The organism is Streptococcus handemini (assembly GCF_040984445.1).
Lineage (GTDB): Bacteria > Bacillota > Bacilli > Lactobacillales > Streptococcaceae > Streptococcus > Streptococcus handemini.
This window is the reverse complement of the sequence record NZ_JBFRYH010000035.1, coordinates 1-21,898: the sequence shown is the minus strand read 5'-3', so window position 1 is coordinate 21,898 and position 21,898 is coordinate 1. Positions and strand designations below refer to the sequence as shown.

Sequence of the window (21,898 nt, the reverse complement as noted above, 5' to 3'; positions counted from 1 at the left end):
TTCTTTTTGGTGTATAATAGTGTTGCATCTCAGAGTCTTTCTAATTGTTGTTGTGGTGATTACAATTATATCTCTCTGAGATGTTTTTTAATACCCTTGACTGGCTAACTTCATTTTAGAACTTTCGTCAGAGAGAGCTTTGTGAGTCATTTTTCACTTTTTCAAAAAAATACTTGACAGCTATCAGATAGAGTGCTATATTATTAACTAGTTTAGGAACCAGTTAAGTAATTAACTGAGTTTATTATTAGTCGGATAGAAAACCGGTTAATAATCAGTAAAGGAGTTATGATGAAAGTAAAAAAGGTCATTCTGACAATGCTAAGCTTTGTTTCCTGTCTTGGTATTGTAGGTTGTAGCAAGGAGACACGCCAAAGTGAGCAGGGAATGAAAATTGTTACCAGTTTTTATCCTATTTATTCTATGGTGAGAGAAATAGCAGGTGAAGTTAATGATGTCCGTATGATTCAATCAAATAACGGAATTCACTCTTTTGAGCCCTCAGCAAATGATGTCGCAGCAATTTATGATGCCGATGTCTTTGTGTATCATTCAAGAACCTTAGAGTCTTGGGCTGGGTCACTTGATCCTACCTTGCAAAAATCGACGGTTAAAGTGATTGAAGCTTCTCAAGGAATGAGTTTGGACAAAGTACCAGGCCTAGAAGATATGGAAGTTGGTGAAGGGACAGATGAGAAAACTCTCTATGACCCGCATACTTGGCTAGATCCTGAAAAAGTTGCTGAAGAAGCCCAGATCATTTCTCAAGAACTATCCAAGGTTGATCCTGCTCATCAAGATTTGTACAGGAAAAATGCTGAAAAATTAAGCCAAGATGCCCATGCTTTAACCAAAAAATACCAACCGATTTTTAAGAAAGTGTCTCAGAAAACCTTTGTCACCCAGCATACAGCATTCTCCTATTTAGCCAAGCGCTTTGGCTTAGAACAGTTGGGGATTGCAGGGATTTCTCCAGAACAGGAACCCAGTCCACGCCAGTTGGCTGAAATAGAAGAATTTGTCAAACATTACAAGGTGCAAACCATTTTTGTTGAAAGCAATGCTTCTTCAAAAGTAGCTGAAACTTTGGTCAAATCAACAGGAGTTGCCTTGAAAACCTTGAATCCTCTGGAAGCTGATCCAGAAAATGATGCAAGTTATTTGGAAAATTTAGAGGCAAATATCGCCATATTAGCAAAGGAATTAAAATAGATGAAGAAGAAATATATTATTGGTAGTGTTGCAGCCATTGCTCTTAGTTTATGTAGTTATGAACTCGGTCGTCATCAGGCTATTTCTGAAAAAGACAGTCATCGGGTAGCCTATGTGGATCAGAAAAGTTCTACAAATAATGTGGCAACAAAAGCTGAAAATCTGACTCCTGAACAAATTAATGCAAAGGAAAATATCAAAGCAGAACAAATCGTTGTCAAAATAACGGATCAGGGCTATGTTACATCCCATGGTGATCATTATCATTACTATAATGGGAAAGTTCCGTTTGATGCCATTATTAGTGAAGAATTGATAATGAAAGATTCTTCCTATCAATTGCAAGATGCAGATATTGTCAATGAGGTAAAAGACGGCTATATTATTAAGGTTAATGGAACCTATTATCTTTATCTGAAAGATCCAGCTCATACAACCAATGTACGGACCAAAGCAGAGATAGCTCGTCAACGCGAAGAGCACCTGCAAAGTAAGCTTGCTACGGGAGAGAGTCGCCAGTTTGTCTCTCAAGAAGTCAAGGCTGCCAGGGCACAAGGTCGTTATACGGCAGATGACGGATACGTCTTTAATCCGACAGATGTCATTGAAGATACAGGTGATGCTTTTATTGTTCCTCATGGCAATCATTTCCACTATATTCCTAAGAGCGACTTGTCTCCAAGTGAGTTAGCAGCTGCTCAGAATTATTGGAATAGTAAAAAAGGTGACGGAAGCAGTCCGTCCTATGCTCAGGCGGGGAACGGAAGCAATACAAGCCAATCAAGCTCAGAAGGTCAGGAAAATATTTTAGGCTTGCATACAAGTAAGCAGCGAGCTTCGTCACTCTTCCAATTATTACAAGAACTCTATGCAACTCCTCTTAGCGAGCGCCATGTAGAAACAGATGGCTTGGTCTTTGATCCGGCACAGATTACCCGTCGGACAGAAAGTGGTGTTGTGGTGCCGCATGGCGATCATTTCCATTTTATTCCTTATTCCCAAATGTCAGCTTTGGAAGCTCAAATTGCACGAATGATTGAGATTGGGAAGGCTATCACGGCAGATGAGGAAAGTCCACAAGCGAATATTGGCACTGTTTCATCATCTAATAATTCTCAGTCAGAAGCACCTATTGCTTCTTTGAATCATGCTGTTCAGAAACCTTCACAGGAAACAACGACAAAGAAAACACCATATACCACCGATGATGGCTACGTTTTTAGCCCGACAGATGTGATTGAAGATACAGGTGATGCCTTTATCGTTCCTCACGGCAATCATTTCCACTATATTCCTAAGAATGACTTGTCTCCAAGTGAGTTGGCAGCTGCTCAGAAGTATTGGAACAGTAAAAAAGTAGGAATTACGCCATCTCAACCACAATCGGGAGTGAGCGATGGACATGGCGCGCTTCCGTATTTACCAGAAGGTCCACAAGCTGGCATTATTGGAATTTCAAGTCCCTCCTTACCATCAACACCACTTCCTAAACAGCCAGAGGTGAGTGGGCAAGCTCCGAATGTAGGAAGTGAGACTATCTCAACTATTATTTCTCACGGTAATCAAGAGAAGAGCATTTTCCAACTCTTGCAGGAATTATATCGGACACCGCTTAGCGAACGCCATGTTGAGGAAGATGGTCTTGTCTTTGACCCCGCACAAATCACCAGTCGTACCTCACGAGGAGTGGCAGTACCTCACGGCGATCATTTCCATTTCATTCCGTATGCACAGATGTCTCCGTTAGAAGAAAAAATTGCTCGGATGATTGAGATTGGAAAAGTGGTGAAACCAGATGAGAAACCAAGTGCACCAGCTAAACCAAGTAATCCAGTAACGCCAATCAATAAGCCAACTAAGCCAACACAACCAGCTGAGCCAAGTAAGCCAGTTGAAGTTGTGCCAACACAGCCGACTGTTCCAACTAAACCAGTCGAAGCCGTTCCGGCTCCAGCAAACCCAATTGAGCCAATTGCGAAGCCTGAGGATAAGCCGACAGTAGAAGCACCTAAGGCTGAAAAACCGCAGAAGAAAACCATGTATTCTCAGGAAGAATTGGCAGCAGCACGGGCGGAAGGTCGCTATACCTCTGCTGAGGACGGCTATATCTTTAAGGCAGAAGATATTATCAGTGATGAGGGAGACTCTTATCTGATTTTCCGAGACAACTACACACATTGGGTAGACAAAGAGTCTCTTTCGGAAAAAGAATTAGCAGAAGCTAAAGCCGTTTGTGAAGCAAAAGGGCTGAAAGCTCCTGCCGCAGATGATGTATCTTACTTTGATGCTAGCAAGGAAAGTGCAGAGGCAGTCTTTGAACGAGTAGCACCGAAGAAAGTAATTCCGTTTGAACGCTTGCCTTACAATTCAGGCTATGCGTCTGACACTAAGAAGGGCAAGATTATTATCCCTCATCGTGATCACTATCACAATCTATCTATTTCTTGGTTCAATGATTCAGAATCCTTTAAGGCACCAAGTGGTTATCGTTTAGAAGACTTGTTTGCAACGATTAAATACTATCTTGCTCATCCAGAGGAACGTCCATATTCGCAATATGGTTGGGGTTCTGTAGAGGAGAACAAGGAAGAAATACCGAGCATTCCAGAAAGTAAGCCAATAGAAGCGCCTAGCCACCCAGAGCGAGAAGGCAAGCCAAATTCACAGATTGTCTATACACCTGAAGAAATTGCCGCTGCCAAGGCGCAAGGTCGTTATACAACATCAGACGGCTATATCTTTGATGCTAAGGACATCGTTGAAGACCTTGGAGATGGCTACTTAGTTCCTCATATGAGTCACAGCCATTATATTCCAAAGAAAGATTTGTCTGAAAAAGAACGGGAAGAAGCAAGTCGCTATGTAGCAGAATCTGGTCTTGCAGATAAAAAAGAAGAGTCAACAGTTCCAACAACGGGAGAAAAAGCAATCGACATCTATAATCGTGTCGCAGCAGCAAAAATTGTCCCAGTCGAAGCAATGCCGTATAACTCTGCATACGTTGTTGATTTTCAAAATGGTCAAATGATCATTCCACACTATGATCATTATCACAACATCGCCCTTTCTTGGTTTGATGAAGATCATTATCACGCACCACAAGGATATACCTTGGAACAATTTCTTGCGACTGTCAAGTACTATGTCACCCATCCAGAAGACCGTCCAGTTTCTGATGACGGATTTGGCAGTGCCAGCGACCATGGAAAGACGACTGATGAAGGAAAAGAAAAAGCAGATGTTCCAGCAACAACACCAACAGTGCCAATAGAAGCAACACCAGACGAACCGACAGAGGATGAACCAGACGAAGAAGAATTGGAGCAACAAAGGCTAGCCGGAGAATATGGGCTGTCAGTGGATGATTTTCAAGACAAACTCGTCAAAATTGCTTTAAAATACAAGGTAGCTATGGATAGCTTTAGCTACCAACCAGGACAAAAAACGGTTTCATTCGTGACAAAAGATGGTCAGACCATTCTTGTTTCCTTGGAAAGTTTAGAAGAACTTTCAGTGAGTGAATAAATTAAAGGCTAGTAGCTTCCTTAAAAAGAGGCTACTAGTTTTTTGAGGGAAATGCTTGATTTTTAGCAATTCTATGCTATACTTTTGTATAATTATACAAAATATTATAAAAAATATAATAATAAACACATCGAAGGAGAGGTCAAGATGGTAGAGTTTAGACAAGGGTTAGCGAACTGGGAGCCGTATAAATTGGGGCAAATTGCTCCGTATGATTTAGCTAATAATGAGAATCGCTTAATGGATTGGACAGGGCTTTTAGAGAATATTCAAGCTAATATGAGTCTGTCCGATTTGATGTACTATGGTGATAATTGCTATCGTGAGGTTATTGAAAAATATGCCAGCTATGCTGGTATTCATCCTACACAAGTTACAGCCGGTGTAGGATCAGATTTTCTCATTCACATGATTGTAACAACCTTCCTAGAAAAGGGAGATGTCTTTTTGACCGTTGATCCGGATTTTTTCATGTATCAGGTCTACAATCAACTGCATGATTCGCGCTTTGAGGCTTATCCTTTAGAGTGGGAACAAGGCAGTTTGCACTTGTCGGCAGAAAAACTCTTGATTTATGCAGAGCGAGTGAACGCTAAAGTTCTCATGTTATCCAATCCCAATAATCCTTCCTCTGTAGCTTTTAATTTTAAGGAAATTGAGCAGGTTTTACAATCCTTTAAGGGCTTGGTCGTCGTAGATGAGGCCTATATCGAATTTTCAGATAGCCCAAGTTTTGTCAATTTGATTGAGACTTACCATAATCTCATTGTCTTACGGACCTTATCAAAAGCCTTTGGTCTAGCGGGTTTGCGGTTAGGATTTGCCGTAGCCAATGAGCGGTTGATTTATGAATTAGACAAGGCTATTCCACCTTTTAGTGTATCAAATGTTGTGGCGAAGATTGGCTCTGCGGCTCTAGATTACACCGACCAAGTGGAAGAAACAAGACAAGTGATCATCGCACTTCGTCAGGATTTTCTGGATTTTCTAGTAAAGATTCCGAACGCTCAATCCCTACCTAGTCAGACAAATTTTGTGACATTTGCCTTTCCCAAAGCAGAAGCTTTTTATAGTAAGGCGCTAGAACAGGGATTTGATTTCAAGTATTATCAAGAAGGAAGGCTAGCAGGTTACATTCGTATGACGATTGGTCGTCCTGAAGAAATGGTCTTGGTGAAGCAGATTCTGCTTTCTCTTATGGATGAGTAAGTGAAGTAGATTTCGCCAGCAACTATTGACTAATCTACCCAAAATAGGAGTAGGATACCAACGTTCAGAATAACGATTGAGTCCTGCTCCTGCTTTATTTTTGTTTTGGATAAATCTTTTGATAGATACGATAGAATTTGTAGACTAAGACCAGACCAGCAATGGATAAATAGTTATCAGAAGACTTATTTTAAATATTACTTGTAGTATATACGGAAAAATCGATTCTTGGGCATTTTATCCTGAAAAGAGCATAAAATGTATAAAAGACTACTAGTACACAATGTCATAATATTAGAGGAAAAATAGGTTTATAACAAAATGTGAGAGATTTTGAAAGAAAATGATTGACAATGACAGAATAAGTAGGTATAATAATCAATGTAACCGGTTGCAGGAGGTGAGAGATATTCTTAAATCAGAACGCAAACAGATGATTATAGAAACCATTAAGGAACGTCAGTTTGTGAAGTTGGAAGATTTGGTGGTATTGCTGAATTCTTCTGAATCAACTGTCAGACGTGATTTAGATGAATTGGAAATGGCTGGAAAATTGCGTCGTGTTCATGGTGGAGCTGAAAGTCTTCCCAATCTTCAAGAAGAAGAATCGATTGTTCAAAAATCTGTCAAAAACATTCAAGAAAAACGACAAATAGCTCAAAAGGCTGCCAGTTTGATAGAAGAGGGTGATGTGATTTTTCTTGACGCAGGAACAACGACTGAGTTGATGATTGATTACTTGGCAGTAGCTGATTTGACCGTAGTGACCAATTCTGTTCATCATGCTGTCAAGCTAGTGGACAAAGGCTTTTATACTATTATCATTGGCGGTAAGGTCAAAAAGTCAACAGATGCTTCTATCGGAGCTGTGGCGCTAGAACAGATTCAGCAGCTACATTTCACCAAGGCCTTTCTTGGGATGAATGGTGTTGATAGCCACGACTACACGACACCAGACATAGAAGAAGGAGCGATTAAGCGGACGGTTTTGAACAATGCCAGTCAAGCCTATGTCTTAGTCGATTCATCTAAATTTGGTCCGATTTCTTTTACAAAAGTGGCAGAAATCGAAAGAGCACATCTCATTTGTGGTCACACCGAGAGCAATCTAATGGCAACTATAAAGAAAAAAACGAGGGTAATCGAAGTATGATTTATACAGTCACCTTAAATCCTGCGATAGACTATATTGTCCGTCTTTCAACGATTGAATCAGGCACAGTTAATCGCATGGATAGTAGTGATACCTTTTCTGGTGGTAAGGGAATTAATGTCAGTCGGATTTTACAACGGCTTGGATATGCCAGTACAGCGACTGGTTTTGTCGGAGGATTTACTGGGGAATTTATCAAGAGCGGTTTGGCTGCTGAAGAAATTGGCACTCAGTTTGTCAATGTAGACCAAGATACCCGTATCAATGTCAAAATCAAGGCAGATCAAGAAACGGAAATCAATGGACTAGGACCGATTGTGACAGATGAACAGTTGGCAGAATTAGAAAATATTTTGGCACATGTCACTACAGATGATACTGTTGTCTTTGCAGGTTCTGCACCAGCTAGTCTGGGAAACCAAGTCTACAATCGCTTGATTCCATTAGTAAAAGAGGCAGGTGCAGAAGTTGTCTGTGACTTTGAAGGTCAAACCTTGCTCGATTCCTTGGGACATGAGCCTCTCTTGGTCAAACCAAATAATCATGAACTCGAAGCGATTTTTGGTGTGACGTTTGATTCGCGCGAGGACATCGTGCGCTACGCCAAAGACATTCTTGTCAAAGGTGCTAAGAACGTCATCGTGTCCATGGCAGGGGATGGAGCGCTCCTTGTGACAGGAGATGCGACTTATTTTGCTAAACCGATTAAGGGAACAGTAAAAAATTCAGTCGGAGCAGGAGATTCAATGGTTGCGGGCTTTACAGGTGAATACACCAAGTCGCACAATCCAATTGAAGCACTGAAATGGGGAGTTGCTTGCGGAACGGCAACAGCTTTCTCAGATGATTTAGCCAACATTGAGTTTATTAAGGAAATGTATAAAAAAGTGGAGGTAGAAATTCTATGAAAATTCAAGATGTCTTACGACAAGAAGTGATGTTACTTGATTTAGCAGCCAGAACGAAAGAAGCAGTCATTGATGAAATGGTGACAAACTTAGTGGAAAAAGGGTTTGTAACAGATTTCGATGTCTTTAAATCAGGGATTATGAACCGCGAAGCCCAAACGACAACTGGTCTTGGTGATGGGATTGCCATGCCTCATAGCAAGAATGCGGCAGTCAAAGAAGCAACTGTTCTCTTTGCAAAATCAAGTCAAGGTGTAGACTATGAGAGTTTAGATGGTCAGAAAACGGACTTGTTCTTCATGATTGCGGCACCAGAAGGGGCTAACGATACCCACTTGGCTGCCCTTGCAGAATTGTCCAAATATCTAATGAAGCCAGGATTTGCAGATAAACTCCGTCAGGTTTCATCCCCAACGGATGTGATCGCTGTCTTTGATGAGGCAGAAGTAGCTGATAAAGCAGCGAGTGAAGTAGTGGCAGAGTCAACCAGTACAGTAGCTGAAAAAGATTTTATCGTTGCAGTTACAGCATGTACAACAGGGATTGCCCATACCTATATGGCAGAAGAAGCGCTGAAAAAACAAGCTGCTGAAATGGGTGTTGACATCAAGGTGGAAACAAATGGTGCATCTGGTGTTGGCAATAAGTTGATAGCAGTAGATATCAAGCGTGCTAAGGGTGTTATCATTGCAGCGGATAAGGCTGTTGAAATGGCTCGATTCAATGGAAAACCCCTTGTATCACGCCCAGTTGCAGATGGTATCAAAAAGACAGAAGAACTGATCAACATCGTCCTAAAAGGCGAAGCAAATACCTATCACTCCAAAGAAGGGGCTAGCGTAGAAGAAGCTGATGAGAAATTGAGTCTTGGAAAAGCCTTTTACAAGCACTTGATGAGTGGCGTTTCCCAAATGCTCCCATTTGTTATTGGTGGCGGTATCTTGATTGCCCTTGCTTTCCTTATCGATAATGTCATGGGTGTGCCACAAGATCAATTGTCTAGTCTTGGTTCTTACAATGAATTGGCATCGGTGCTCATGCAGATTGGTAGCGCGGCTTTTGGCTTTATGTTACCACTTCTTGCAGGCTATATTGCTTATTCTATTGCTGAAAAACCAGGCTTGATTGCAGGTTTTGTAGCAGGTGCAATCGCAAAAGACGGTCTGGCTTATGGAAAAATTCCATTTGGTGCAGCTACGTCTGATATTCCAGCAGCTGTTTCTTCTGGTTTCTTAGGTGCTCTTGTTGGCGGTTTCTTGGCAGGTGCGATTATCCTAGCTTTACGGAAAGTTCTTGCGCATTTACCAAAATCTCTTGAAGGAATCAAATCCATTCTTCTCTTGCCACTTCTAGGTGCGATGATTACGGGATTTGTGATGTTCTTTGTCAATATTCCAATGGCCGCTATCAATACTGGTATGAATGATTTCCTCAGTGGTTTAGAAGGAAGTTCAGCCGTCATCTTAGGACTTGTCCTTGGGGGAATGATGGCAATTGATATGGGTGGTCCTGTCAATAAGGCAGCCTATGTCTTTGGTACAGGTACACTGGCCGCAACCGTTGCAAACGGTGGCTCTGTGGCGATGGCAGCCGTTATGGCAGGTGGTATGGTGCCTCCTCTAGCAGTCTTTGTCGCTACTCTCTTATTCAAAGATAAATTTACCAAAGAAGAACGTAATTCAGGCTTGACCAACATTGTCATGGGCTTGTCTTTCATTACCGAAGGTGCGATTCCATTTGGTGCTGCTGACCCAGCTCGTGCCATTCCAAGTTTTGTCGCAGGTTCAGCCTTTACAGGAGCTTTAGTCGGCTTGTCTGGGATTAAGTTAATGGCGCCGCACGGTGGAATCTTTGTCATCGCACTCACCAGCAATCCGCTTCTTTACCTCGTCTTTGTCCTTATCGGAGCAATTGTATCAGGTGTCCTATTTGGTGCACTTCGTAAAACAAAATAATCGAAAGCATCAAAACCTTATCATTGAATTGATAAGGTTTTTTCTCAATTTTATGAAAATTATGGTATAATATTTGTATTACTGTATTTAGGAGAAAAACGATGAATATAATCCGTGATAAAGAGTTTGTGAATCAGTACCATTTTGATGCTCGAAACAGAGAATGGGAGGAACAAAATGGGGTTCCGACAACTAAATTGAAAGTCGATTTTCAATTGATTGAACAAAATACAGAAGAGAATAAAACATCGATTGTTGTAATTCTTCGTTTTATGATTGTTTTGGATCATTTTGTTATTTCTGGTGCGATGAGCCAGGGAGTTCACATTTTAGAAAAAATTGTCAAAGAAGTGGATGAATTTAGCGAGCAGGACAAGCGATTCTTGGTTAGCCCGCTGCTAGACATTTTACAACGTTTGACCTATGAAGTAACAGAAATCGCCTTGGATGCCCCGGGTGTAAATTTGGAGTTTTAACATGAAATTGGCTGTTATTACAGATTCTTCAGTTGTACTGCAAATAGCAGAGAGAGAGAATCTTTTTGTATTAGATATTCCTGTGACGATTGGGGAGGAGACCTATATCGAAGGGAAAAATTTAAGTGTAGAAGAATTTTATCAGAAAATGGCTGCGGCTTCTGAATTACCAAAAACTAGTCAACCAAGTCTATCTGAGTTGGTCGAGATTCTTGGTCGTTTGCAAAAAGATAACTACACCCATGTCATTGGCTTGTTCCTATCTTCAGGGATTTCAGGTTTTTATCAAAATATCCAGTATTTAAAAGACGAATTTGAAGGCATGACCATCGCTTTTCCTGATAGTAAGATTACCTCAGCACCACTTGGTATGATGGTAGAAAATATCTTAAAACGGTATGACGCAGGTCGTTCGTTTGAGGAAATTTTGGCAAAGTTAAATCAAGAAATAAGTGGCACAACTGCCTTTATCATGGTTGATGACTTGGGGCATTTGGTTAAAGGTGGTCGTTTGTCCAATGGAGCTGCGCTTTTGGGAAACCTTCTTAGTATCAAGCCGATTTTGTATTTTACTGATGAAGGGAAGATTGAAGTATACGAGAAAGTCCGCACAGAGAAAAAGGCTGTGAAGCGCCTATTGGAGATTTTACAAGAACAGACTCAAAACGGTCGCTATCAGATTGCTGTGATTCATGCTAATGTCCCAGAGAAGGCGAAAGAATTTAAACGATTGTTACAAGAAAATGGCATGACCTATGAGTTACCGCTCGTATCCTTTGGTTCTATTATTGGAACGCACTTAGGTGAAGGGGCAATTGCCTTTGGTATTTCACCGATTTTTGACGAGGAGTAGGAGATGACAATTCAGGTAATTATTGCAGGCTTTAAAGGAAAAATGGGTTCTACAGCTCTTGACATGGTCAAAAAGGACAAGGACTTGGCTTTAGCAGCTCTACTTGATCCCTTTGCGACAGAAAAAGAGATGGATGGCGTCCCCGTCTACACTTCAAAAGAGGAGTTAATCGGTTGTTCAGCAGATGTGTGGGTTGATTTTACGACACCTGCCTTTGCCTATGAAAATACCAAATTTGCACTTGAAAATGGCTTTGCGCCAGTTGTTGGGACAACAGGCTTTACCTCAGAAGAAATTGAAGCATTGACTGCCTTATCAGCTGAGAAAAAACTCGGTGGTTTAATTGCCCCAAACTTTGCAATTGGAGCGATTTTACTCATGCAATTTGCAGCGCAGGCAGCCAAGTATTTCCCAAATTTGGAAATTATTGAACTACACCACGATAAGAAAAAAGATGCACCGAGCGGAACGGCCATTAAGACTGCAGAATTGATTTCACAGGTTCGCGCAAGCCAGCCACAGGGCTTGGCAGATGAAGAAGAACTGCTAGAGGGTGCACGGGGAGCAGACTTTGATGGGATGCGTATTCATTCTGTCCGCTTACCGGGCCTAGTGGCTCATCAAGAAGTCATTTTCGGAGCGCAGGGAGAAGGGTTGACCATTCGCCATGATTCGTATGACCGCAGCTCATTTATGAGTGGTGTGCGTTTAGGAATAAAAGAAGTAGTAAAACGAGAGCAACTCGTTTATGGTTTGGAACAGTTATTATGAGATTACACCATTTGCCTTCTGAATTTCAGGAGGCTTTGCCGATTTTAGAGAAAATCAAACAAGCAGGCTTTGAGGCCTATTTTGTCGGTGGTTCAGTCCGAGATGCCATTCTAGGGCGGCCGATTCATGATGTTGACATTGCTTCGTCCAGTTATCCAGAAGAAACGAAGGCAATTTTTTCACGGACCATTGATGTTGGAATTGAGCATGGCACAGTTCTTGTTTTAGAGGAGCATGGCGAATATGAAATTACCACCTTTCGGACAGAAGATGTCTATGTAGACTATCGTCGTCCTAGCCAGGTTTCCTTTGTTCGTTCCTTAGAAGAAGATTTAAAACGCCGTGATTTTACGGTCAATGCCTTTGCCTTAAATGAAGAAGCTCAAATCATTGATAAGTTTGATGGGTTGCGTGATTTGGAAAGCAAAACCTTGCGGGCTGTCGGAGCGGCTACGGAGCGGTTTACAGAAGATGCCCTTCGCATTATGCGTGGCTTTCGTTTTGCCGCTACGCTTGATTTTACAATCGAAGAGACAACGTTTGAAGCAATGAAAACAACTGCTCCACTCCTAGAAAAGATTTCGGTTGAGCGAATTTTTATCGAGGTTGATAAGCTCTTGATGGCGACAAGTTGGCGCAAGGGAATCAAAGCCCTTATTGACTCTGGCGCTTACGACTATCTGCCTGATATGAGAGACAAAAATAGAGAGTTAGAAGAGCTCTTAGCGATTTTGTCAGAAGATTTTGCCTTTCGTACTTCAGAGCAAGCTTGGGCTATGCTGATAGTCTGCCTCAATCTTCAAAATCCGAAGACATTTCTTAAAAATTGGAAGACCAGTAATGAGTTTCAAAAAACAGTGATGAAGTTGGTCGAACTCTATCAATTACGCCAGCAGCAATCGGTGAATAAGCAAATTTGCTATCGCTACGGAAAGGAATTGCTGTACCTAGTTGAAGAATTGAGACAAGCTCAGGGACTTGAGGTTGATTATGACCGTATTGATCAGATTGACCATTCCTTGACTATCCATGATAAGCATGAGATTGTCGTAAAAGGTGGCGATGTGATGACAGCCTTTCAGCTCAAACCAGGTCCGCTACTTGGACGGTTACTAAATGAGACAGAAAACGCAATTGTAGAAGGAGATTTAGCCAATGATAGCACGGCTATCATGGCATTTGTAAAGGAGAGACTAGCAAATGAGTGATTTTATCGTTGAAGAATTGAGTAAATCAGTAGGAGATAAGACCGTTTTTGCAGGAATTTCCTTTATTATTCATCAGTATGACCGTATTGGCATTATCGGTGTCAATGGAACTGGGAAAACAACACTTTTGGATGTTTTATCTGGCAAACTAGGATTTGATGGCGATGTTTCTCCTTTTCGGACAAAAAAAGCGTATAAGATTGCCTACCTCACTCAAGAGCCTGATTTTGAGGAGAATCAGACGATTTTAGATACGGTTTTATCCTCTGATTTACGAGAAATACAATTAATTCGGGAATATGAAGCGCTTGTTGCTTCCTATAGTGACCAAACACAAAGCCGGCTTGAGAAGGTCATGGCTGAAATGGATGCTCTCAATGCTTGGGAAATTGAGCATCAAATTAAGACAGTATTATCCAAGCTCGGTTTGACCGATACAAGCCAGCGTGTTGGTGATTTATCAGGTGGTCTTCGTCGTCGGGTTCAATTGGCACAGGTACTGCTAGGTGATGCAGACTTGCTGCTCTTAGATGAGCCGACTAACCACTTGGACATTGAAACGATTGAATGGTTGACGACCTTTTTGAAACAAGCAAAAAAGACAGTCCTTTTTATTACCCACGATCGCTATTTTTTGGACAATGTGGCAACCCGCATTTTTGAGTTGGACCGAGCTAGTCTAACCGAATACCAGGGGAATTATCAAGATTATGTGCGACTGAAGGCTGAACAGGACGAACGAGATGCAGCTTTGCGCCATAAAAAAGAGCAATTGTATAAGCAGGAATTGGAGTGGATGCGAAGACAACCGCAAGCTCGTGCGACCAAGCAACAGGCGCGGATCAATCGTTTCCACGATTTAAAATCAGATCTAAGCCATACCGTAGATGACAGTCAGCTAGAAATCAATTTTGAAACCAGTCGTATCGGGAAAAAAGTCATTGAATTTCAGCAGGTGGATTTTGCCTATCCCAATAAGGATATTTTAAAGGACTTTGATTTACTGGTACAAAATATGGACCGCATTGGGATTGTGGGGGACAATGGAAAAGGGAAATCAACCCTGCTCAATCTGATTGCAGGAGAATTACAGCCCACATCTGGTCAACTCATAGTGGGTGAAACTATTCGTGTTGGCTATTTTTCACAGCAAATTCAAGGTTTAGATGAAACGAAGCGGGTCATCAATTTTCTACAGGAAGTGGCAGAAGAAGCAGAAACAACATCAGGAATGGTTTCGATTGCGGAACTTTTGGAACAATTTCTGTTCCCTCGTAATACTCATGGAACCTTGATTCAAAAGTTATCTGGTGGCGAGAAAAAACGACTTTATTTACTGAAAATTTTGTTAGAGCGTCCGAATGTTTTGCTACTTGATGAGCCAACCAATGACTTGGATATTGCAACACTAACGGTATTAGAACAGTTCCTCCAAGGATTCGCAGGGCCAGTAATTACAGTTAGCCACGACCGCTATTTCCTTGATAAAGTAGTAACCAAGATTCTCGCCTTTGAAGACGAGGGGATTCGCACCTTCTTCGGTAATTATACAGATTATCTGGATGAAAAAGCCTTTCTTGCTTCTGCGAAAGCCAATCAAATTGTGTCACCTAAAGAAAAACAGGAAAAAGCTCGTGAGAAACAAAAACGGATGTCCTACTTTGAAAAGCAGGAATGGGCAACAATTGAAGATGATATTGCGAGTCTAGAAGAGAAAATTACTGAAATTGAAGCAGATATGCTGACCTGTGGTAGTGACTTTACACGCTTATCTGACTTGCAAAAAGAGTTGGAGTTGCAAAATGAAACCTTATTGGCAAAATACGAGCGTTACGAATATCTGAGTGAGTTAAGCGAAGGTTAAGAATTGACAACGATATAGCTTTTTATTAGTATATTCTGTAAACAAATGAAAAAGGAGTTAAAATTTCATGGAAATTTTAAGAAAAGTTATAGCCGTCGTAACAGGTATTCTATATGTTTATTTGGGAATTTATCTCATTTTTAATCCTCTTTTGAATTTGGCTAGTCTGAGCTGGATGCTTGCTGTTGCCATCTTTATGGGAGCTGTATTTAGTTTGTATGTCTACTTTAGCATTCCACGCGAACTTCGTGAACCTATTTTCCTATGGCGTGGTATTTTGGAATTGTTGTTTGGAGTTTATCTACTAGCTTATGGCTATATTACCTTGCCAATTGTTTTACCGACTGTCTTGGCAGTATGGCTACTAAGTATGTCCGTTATTGGATTTATTCGCTCGTATCGTTTACGTATCCTTGCGCCACGTATTTCAAATCGTTTGGTTTGGTCATCCTTAGCTGGGCTCAGTATGGGTTTAATTTTATTATTCCATCCCTTACTCGCAAGTGTGTTTGTAGCCTACTTATTAGCAATTTCCTTATTATATCAGGGTATTTTATACTTTGTTGAATCTATCAAGGCATTTTCACAAGACTAGTCTATTTGACTGGTCTTTTTCATTACAAATCAGTAAATACCTGCTATAATGAAGTAGAAGAGAATAGGAGGGGAAATTTTTAAGATGAAAACCATTATGATTGTCTATATGGGGATTTACTTGCTTGTGACGGTAATTGCTGCAGCATTTAGTTATTTCAAGACTAAACGAATGAATCGTCTATGTGTCTGGTTGACATTGCTGAGTTGTCTACTCTTAGTTGTAACATTATGCTTTTATGCACAGGGTTATCAGCCCATTCAAATGCTTGGTTTTGCTATAGGTTTTACTCTGATTTCAAGTTTGTTTCTTTATAATGGCACGCGAGAGGGAACACAGTTTATCTATACTTTCTTGTTCAGTGCAGGGCGCTTTCTCTTACATTTGCAATTTTTACTTTTGCTCTATCTTTTTCGGTAAACAGTAGTGCAAACCTTTGCAATATGGTATAATAAGGCGAAGTAATATTTTATGAGGAGTATCTTATGGCAAAGAAGATTATCGGTATTGACCTTGGTGGAACATCTGTGAAATTTGCGATTCTAACCGACCAGGGTGAAATTCAAGAAAAATGGTCTATCAAGACCAATATTTTAGACGAAGGTAGTCACATTGTTCCAGATATCATTGAGAGTATCAAGCACCATTTTGACACACACCAATTGACAAAGGACGATTTTCTAGGAATCGGAATGGGTTCTCCAGGTGTGGTAGATAGCAAGGCTGGTACAGTTATCGGTGCCTATAACCTCAACTGGAAGACCCTTCAACAGATTAAGGAGCAGGTTGAATCTGCTATTGGATTACCATTTTTTATCGATAATGATGCCAATGTCGCAGCCTTAGGTGAGCAGTGGGTCGGCGCTGGAGATAACAACCCAGATGTCGTCTTTATGACCTTAGGAACTGGGGTTGGTGGCGGCGTTATTGCTGGCGGCAACTTGATTCGTGGATTTGGCGGTGCTGGTGGCGAATTAGGGCATATTACAGTTGACTTTGAAGAACCGATTGCTTGTACCTGTGGAAAAAAAGGCTGCTTAGAAACAGTAGCTTCAGCAACTGGTATTGTGAACTTAACTCGCCGTTATGCAGATAGCTATGCTGGCGATGCTGAATTGAAAAAACGCATTGATGATGGTCAGGATGTAACGGCAAAAGATGTCTTTGACCTTGCAAAGGCAGGAGATGACCTTGCTCTGATTGTCTACCGTCATTTTTGCCGTTATTTAGGAATAGCTTGTGCCAATATCGCAGCAGTCTTAAATCCTGCTTATATCGTTATTGGTGGTGGTGTGTCAGCAGCTGGTGATTTCTTACTAGAAGGGGTCAATGAAGTTTATCTTCGAAATTCCTTCCCTCAGATTGCCCAAACAACTAAACTTGCCTTGGCGAATTTAGGAAATGATGCAGGTGTCCTTGGTGCCGCATCACTTGTCTTGAAATAGGAACTAGAAAAAACGAGGGAACAGCCATGAAAGAGGAGCAGTCCTTGCTAAAAGAGCGCTATCACTATCTCATCTATTTGGGCTTAATTATCTGGGGGTCTGCCTTTTTACCAATTCCCAGAGAATGGTTCTGGCCAGTTAGTTGGGCTGCTTATGCAACGGCCTTTATCGTGCCTACCATTGGGCTTGTGAGCTTGCTCCTTTCGATTTTTTACCGAAAATGGTGGTGGGTGCTCATCAGTAGCTCACTCATTCTCTCACTCATTCTCTCCTTTCCAATTTCATTTGCACTCGGCTATACCTTATTTGGGCCGTAAATGCAATGTCGCAAGAATTTAAGAAGTCTCTGAACTGCTAATGATGGGAGTGAAGACAGTTAATTTCTCTCTCACTCCTTATAATTTATCCTCAAACTAGTTACTCCACCTTGTATGATAAACTAGAAAGAAGATGATAACTTTCCAAATGATTTTTTTCGACTCTCTCTTTTTCGAATTGATAGACACTAGAAAAAGGACAAAATAGTAGAGAAGTGATATACTAGATTCATGACAAAAGCAGATAACATTTTCAAAGAAAATATCCAAAAAATACTCAATGAGGGCGTCTTTTCAGAAAACGCTCGTCCACGTTATAAAAATGGGAATGTCGCAAATTCCAAATACATTACAGGCTCTTTTGCGGAATATGATTTGGCAAAGGGTGAATTTCCCATTACCACCTTACGTCCTATTCCGATTAAGTCTGCCATTAAAGAAGTCTGCTGGATTTACCAAGATCAGACCAATAGCCTCTCCGTTTTGAATGACAAATACGGTGTGACCTATTGGAACGATTGGGAAGTTGGAGCAACGGGGACGATTGGCAAGCGCTATGGAGCTGTTGTCAAAAAACATCAGATTATTGATAAAATACTCACCCAATTAGCTGATAATCCGTGGAACCGCCGCAATATTATCTCGCTTTGGGACTATGAGGCCTTTGAGGAGACAGACGGTCTCTTGCCTTGCGCCTTTCAGACCATGTTTGATGTCAGACGAGTAGATGGAGACATCTATCTGGATGCCACTCTTACGCAACGGAGTAATGATATGTTAGTAGCTCACCATATCAATGCCATGCAGTATGTGGCACTCCAAATGATGATTGCGAGGCACTTCGGCTGGAAAGTTGGGAAGTTCTTCTATTTCATCAATAATTTACATATCTATGATAATCAATTTGAACAGGCAGAAGAATTACTTCGCAGGGAGCCGAGTGATTGCCTGCCGCGTCTAGTCTTGAATGTCCCAGATGGAACGAATTTTTACGACATCAAGCCAGAGGATTTTGAATTAGTCGATTATCATCCAGTCAAGCCGCAGCTCAAGTTTGATTTAGCGATTTAACATTTTAAGGAGATAGTGATGCTAAAGTTACCTTTTTTCATCTTTCTTGCCTACATCCTTTATGTTGGTGGTAAAGCGATTCGTATCAAAGAGCCTTGGCGAGTGTTTATTCCTTACTGGGGCTTGGGCTGGCATTTGGGCTATTATGCAGGATGGACAGATCAAACAAGAAAGATCTTGGCAAGAGTTGGAGGAGTGTTTTCGCTTATCTACCTTCTTCTTTCTACTTATGCTTTATGGTCCGCCCTCATTCTAACGAATAATCCTGATGATGCCCTGATGATGTCCTTTTTTCTAGCCAAACATTCATCTATTCTAATCCCGATTCTGATTTGTTTCATGATTCTGAACCTCCTTCTTTTCCTCGGTGGAGTGTATCATTTTATGAAGTTGTTTAAAGGTCCTTATACCGAGGGATTGGCCATTTTATTTCTTATTTCAATGCTCATCAGCATTGTTTTCCATTATCTATCCATTCGTCTAGGTTTTATGTTGCCTAGTGTAGTACTGATTATTTATTGGGTGACGAGAGAGAAAGAGAGAAATTGCTTTGTTCCTATGGAGGAAGAAGGCAAAAAATGAAAAGACACTCGTAGTTTACAAGTGCCTTTTTCTTTCTTTTTTGATAAAATAAAGTGAGTAGGATAAAGGTGGAACTATGACGAAGAAAATTGTTGCCATTTGGGCGCAAGATGAGCAAGGTTTAATTGGTAAAGAAGGTAGTCTTCCCTGGTCTTTACCAGCTGACTTAGAACATTTTAAACAAACAACGACCGGTCATGCCATGGTCATGGGACGTGTGACCTTTGAAGGAATGAACAAGCGTGTTCTTCCAAATCGTATTTCGATTATCCTGACCCATGATTCAGATTACCAAGTTACTGATGATCGTGCTCTTGTCATGCACCATGTTTCAGAAGTGCTAGACTGGTACAAGCAACAGGACAAGAATCTCTATGTAATCGGTGGAGGTCAGCTTTTTACAGCTTTTGAAGCTCATTTAGATGAGATTGTTCGAACAGATATTCATAGTCGATTTGATGGTGATACCTATTTTCCAAAAGATTTTGATTGGAGTGTCTTTGAAGAAATAAATGTGAATAAGCATGAACGAGATGCAGAAAATCCCGTTGACTTTACCGTGAGAATATTTGAAAGAAGAGAGAACTAATCCATGCAGAAAAGTTTATTTGGTCTATTTACTGCAGTTTTATGTGCTATCTGTGTGCTTTGTTCGATTCAGGCTTTTCAGAAAAAGCGTTACGGACTAGCTATTCTTTTTCTCTTAAATGCAGTAACCAATTTAGTAAATAGTATTCACGCCGTATATGGCGTATTATTTTAAAGAGTGATAGGAACGAGATTACAATGACAGTACACCACCCAGCAGAGCTTATTTACTGCTCATTTTGTGGAAAAAATCAAGAAGAAGTTAAAAAAATTATTGCAGGAAACAATGTCTTTATCTGCAATGAATGTGTGGAATTAGCCCAGGAAATTATCCGTGAGGAATTAGCAGAAGAAGTCTTGATCGATTTAGCGGATACACCAAAACCACAGGAATTATTAAACATCTTAAATCATTATGTGATCGGACAAGACCGTGCTAAGCGTGCCTTGGCAGTAGCAGTATACAATCACTACAAGCGGATTAACTTTCAAGATAGCCGGGAGGAAGATGATGTTGATTTGCAAAAATCAAATATTCTGATGATTGGCCCAACCGGATCTGGTAAGACTTTTCTTGCTCAGACCTTGGCGAAGAGTTTGAATGTGCCATTTGCTATTGCTGATGCGACGGCTTTAACAGAAGCCGGCTATGTGGGAGAAGATGTTGAAAATATTCTCCTAAAACTCTTACAGGCAGCAGATTTCAATATTGACCGTGCAGAGCGTGGTATTATCTATGTTGATGAAATTGATAAGATTGCTAAAAAAGGTGAAAACGTCTCCATTACCCGCGATGTTTCTGGTGAGGGTGTTCAGCAAGCCCTACTTAAAATCATAGAAGGAACGGTTGCAAGTGTACCGCCACAGGGTGGTCGTAAGCATCCACAGCAGGAAATGATTCAACTAGATACCAAAAATATCCTCTTTATTGTAGGAGGAGCCTTTGATGGTATTGAAGAGATTGTCAAGCAGCGTATGGGTGAGAAAATTATTGGCTTTGGACATAATAACCGTGCCATTGATGAAAAAGAAACCTATATGCAACACATCATTGCTGATGATATTCAAAAGTTTGGAATTATTCCTGAGTTGATTGGTCGCTTACCGGTTTTTGCTGCTCTAGATCAGTTAACTATTGATGATTTGATTCGGATTTTAACGGAGCCGAAAAATGCTCTTGTGAAGCAATACCAAACTTTGTTATCTTACGACGGTGTCGAGTTGGAGTTTGACAAGGAAGCACTTGAAGAAATTGCAAATAAAGCGATTGAGCGAAAGACTGGTGCTCGTGGTTTGCGTTCCATTATAGAAGAAACCATGCTGGATATCATGTTTGAAATACCAAGCCAAGACGAAATTAAGCGCGTGCGGATTACCAAGGATGCCGTTGATGGTAAGGCAGAGCCAATTCTAGAAAGGGCATAAGCAGAGCGGATGGAAATCAATACAAACAATGCGGAAATCCTTTTGAGTGCGGTTTCTAAGACCCAATATCCTCAAGACGATATGCCAGAAATTGCCCTAGCAGGACGGTCAAATGTAGGAAAGTCTTCTTTTATCAACACCCTACTTGGCCGTAAAAATCTTGCACGTACTTCTAGTAAGCCTGGAAAAACACAGCAGTTAAACTTTTATAATATTGATGACAAGATTCGTTTTGTTGATGTACCAGGATATGGCTATGCGAAAGTTTCAAAGACTGAGCGTGCAAAATGGGGTAAGATGATTGAAGAATACCTAACGAACCGTGATAACTTACGGGCGGTTGTTAGTCTTGTTGATATGAGACATGAGCCGTCAGCAGATGATGTCCAGATGTACGAATTCTTAAAGTATTATGAAATTCCTGTTATTGTTGTCGCAACAAAGGCAGATAAAATTCCCCGTGGAAAATGGAACAAGCATGAATCCATGATTAAGAAAAAACTCGATTTTGACAAAAATGACCAGTTTGTCGTCTTTTCGTCAGAGACAAGACATGGATTTGATCAGGCTTGGGATAGTATTTTGAATGAAATTTAGAAAAATGTAGTGCTAATGCTAAATTTCAAGTTCAAGTTAGCCAGTCTGTAAAAATTCTCTAGGAGATTTGTAACCCAATATCTTCTTTGGATAGTTGTTAATCCAGTTTTCAATAAATGCGACTTGTTGTTGCGTCGCATTTTT

20 protein-coding genes and 1 pseudogene are annotated in these 21,898 nt (G+C 40.8%); 20 read left to right on the top strand and 1 reads right to left on the bottom strand.

The window, feature by feature from the left end; translation table 11 throughout:
* Window positions 1–291: 291 nt before the first annotated feature.
* From ABPH35_RS06620 to yihA, 20 genes are all read left to right on the top strand, one after another.
* Window positions 292–1,212 (top strand): metal ABC transporter solute-binding protein, Zn/Mn family, encoded by a 921-nt coding sequence (locus tag ABPH35_RS06620; protein ID WP_349988954.1) that lies wholly within the window; start codon window positions 292–294, stop codon window positions 1,210–1,212.
* Window positions 1,213–4,737 carry a pneumococcal-type histidine triad protein gene (locus ABPH35_RS06615; protein ID WP_349988952.1) on the top strand — a complete coding sequence of 1,175 codons (3,525 nt, stop codon included), beginning with the start codon at window positions 1,213–1,215 and terminating at the stop codon, window positions 4,735–4,737.
* A gap of 147 nt (window positions 4,738–4,884) precedes the next feature.
* Window positions 4,885–5,946, top strand: coding sequence for an aminotransferase class I/II-fold pyridoxal phosphate-dependent enzyme (locus ABPH35_RS06610; RefSeq protein WP_368849679.1), 1,062 nt, complete (start codon window positions 4,885–4,887; stop codon window positions 5,944–5,946).
* A 409-nt stretch (window positions 5,947–6,355) separates the two neighbouring features.
* Window positions 6,356–7,099 carry a DeoR/GlpR family DNA-binding transcription regulator gene (locus tag ABPH35_RS06605; RefSeq protein ID WP_349988953.1) on the top strand — a complete coding sequence of 248 codons (744 nt, stop codon included), beginning with the start codon at window positions 6,356–6,358 and terminating at the stop codon, window positions 7,097–7,099.
* Entirely contained in the window at window positions 7,096–8,007 is a 912-nt protein-coding gene (pfkB, locus tag ABPH35_RS06600; RefSeq protein WP_349988950.1) for a 1-phosphofructokinase, read from the top strand. The genes ABPH35_RS06605 and pfkB overlap by 4 nt, the downstream gene beginning before the upstream one ends.
* Window positions 8,004–9,962, top strand: coding sequence for a PTS fructose transporter subunit IIABC (locus tag ABPH35_RS06595; protein WP_349988949.1), 1,959 nt, complete (start codon window positions 8,004–8,006; stop codon window positions 9,960–9,962). Before pfkB ends, ABPH35_RS06595 begins: the two co-directional genes overlap by 4 nt.
* 101 nt (window positions 9,963–10,063) lie before the next feature.
* Window positions 10,064–10,438, top strand: a complete 375-nt coding sequence (locus tag ABPH35_RS06590; RefSeq protein WP_349988948.1) for a DUF1149 family protein — start codon at window positions 10,064–10,066, stop codon at window positions 10,436–10,438.
* 1 nt (window position 10,439) lies between these two features.
* Complete coding sequence (locus ABPH35_RS06585; protein ID WP_349988947.1) at window positions 10,440–11,291, top strand: DegV family protein; 852 nt, start codon at window positions 10,440–10,442, stop codon at window positions 11,289–11,291.
* Window positions 11,292–11,294: 3 nt separating this feature from the next.
* On the top strand, window positions 11,295–12,062 hold the full coding sequence (gene dapB, locus ABPH35_RS06580) for a 4-hydroxy-tetrahydrodipicolinate reductase (RefSeq protein WP_349988946.1): 768 nt from the start codon (window positions 11,295–11,297) through the stop codon (window positions 12,060–12,062).
* Window positions 12,059–13,270, top strand: a complete 1,212-nt coding sequence (locus ABPH35_RS06575; protein ID WP_349988945.1) for a CCA tRNA nucleotidyltransferase — start codon at window positions 12,059–12,061, stop codon at window positions 13,268–13,270. Before dapB ends, ABPH35_RS06575 begins: the two co-directional genes overlap by 4 nt.
* Complete coding sequence (locus ABPH35_RS06570; RefSeq protein ID WP_349988944.1) at window positions 13,263–15,134, top strand: ABC-F family ATP-binding cassette domain-containing protein; 1,872 nt, start codon at window positions 13,263–13,265, stop codon at window positions 15,132–15,134. Before ABPH35_RS06575 ends, ABPH35_RS06570 begins: the two co-directional genes overlap by 8 nt.
* Window positions 15,135–15,201: 67 nt before the next feature.
* A complete protein-coding gene (locus ABPH35_RS06565; RefSeq protein WP_349988943.1) occupies window positions 15,202–15,729 on the top strand; it encodes an HdeD family acid-resistance protein in 528 nt (175 codons plus the stop codon).
* Between the two features lie 84 nt (window positions 15,730–15,813).
* On the top strand, window positions 15,814–16,149 hold the full coding sequence (locus ABPH35_RS06560) for a hypothetical protein (RefSeq protein WP_349988942.1): 336 nt from the start codon (window positions 15,814–15,816) through the stop codon (window positions 16,147–16,149).
* 65 nt (window positions 16,150–16,214) lie between these two features.
* Window positions 16,215–17,174 carry an ROK family glucokinase gene (locus tag ABPH35_RS06555; RefSeq protein WP_349988941.1) on the top strand — a complete coding sequence of 320 codons (960 nt, stop codon included), beginning with the start codon at window positions 16,215–16,217 and terminating at the stop codon, window positions 17,172–17,174.
* 26 nt (window positions 17,175–17,200) lie between these two features.
* Window positions 17,201–17,491 carry a hypothetical protein gene (locus ABPH35_RS06550; RefSeq protein ID WP_349988940.1) on the top strand — a complete coding sequence of 97 codons (291 nt, stop codon included), beginning with the start codon at window positions 17,201–17,203 and terminating at the stop codon, window positions 17,489–17,491.
* 231 nt (window positions 17,492–17,722) lie between these two features.
* The gene (locus ABPH35_RS06545) at window positions 17,723–18,562 is read left to right on the top strand and encodes a thymidylate synthase (RefSeq protein WP_349988939.1); all 840 of its coding nucleotides are present in this window, start codon (window positions 17,723–17,725) and stop codon (window positions 18,560–18,562) included.
* A gap of 18 nt (window positions 18,563–18,580) precedes the next feature.
* Window positions 18,581–19,144, top strand: a complete 564-nt coding sequence (locus tag ABPH35_RS06540; RefSeq protein ID WP_349988938.1) for a hypothetical protein — start codon at window positions 18,581–18,583, stop codon at window positions 19,142–19,144.
* A gap of 76 nt (window positions 19,145–19,220) precedes the next feature.
* The gene (locus tag ABPH35_RS06535; RefSeq protein WP_349988937.1) at window positions 19,221–19,733 is read left to right on the top strand and encodes a dihydrofolate reductase; all 513 of its coding nucleotides are present in this window, start codon (window positions 19,221–19,223) and stop codon (window positions 19,731–19,733) included.
* Between the two features lie 197 nt (window positions 19,734–19,930).
* Complete coding sequence (gene clpX, locus ABPH35_RS06530; protein WP_349988936.1) at window positions 19,931–21,157, top strand: ATP-dependent Clp protease ATP-binding subunit ClpX; 1,227 nt, start codon at window positions 19,931–19,933, stop codon at window positions 21,155–21,157.
* 9 nt (window positions 21,158–21,166) lie between these two features.
* Window positions 21,167–21,754 (top strand): ribosome biogenesis GTP-binding protein YihA/YsxC, encoded by a 588-nt coding sequence (yihA, locus tag ABPH35_RS06525; protein WP_349988935.1) that lies wholly within the window; start codon window positions 21,167–21,169, stop codon window positions 21,752–21,754.
* A gap of 36 nt (window positions 21,755–21,790) precedes the next feature.
* Here yihA and ABPH35_RS06520 read toward each other — a convergent pair.
* Window positions 21,791–21,898: pseudogene (locus tag ABPH35_RS06520) on the bottom strand (IS30 family transposase); the annotation flags it as partial.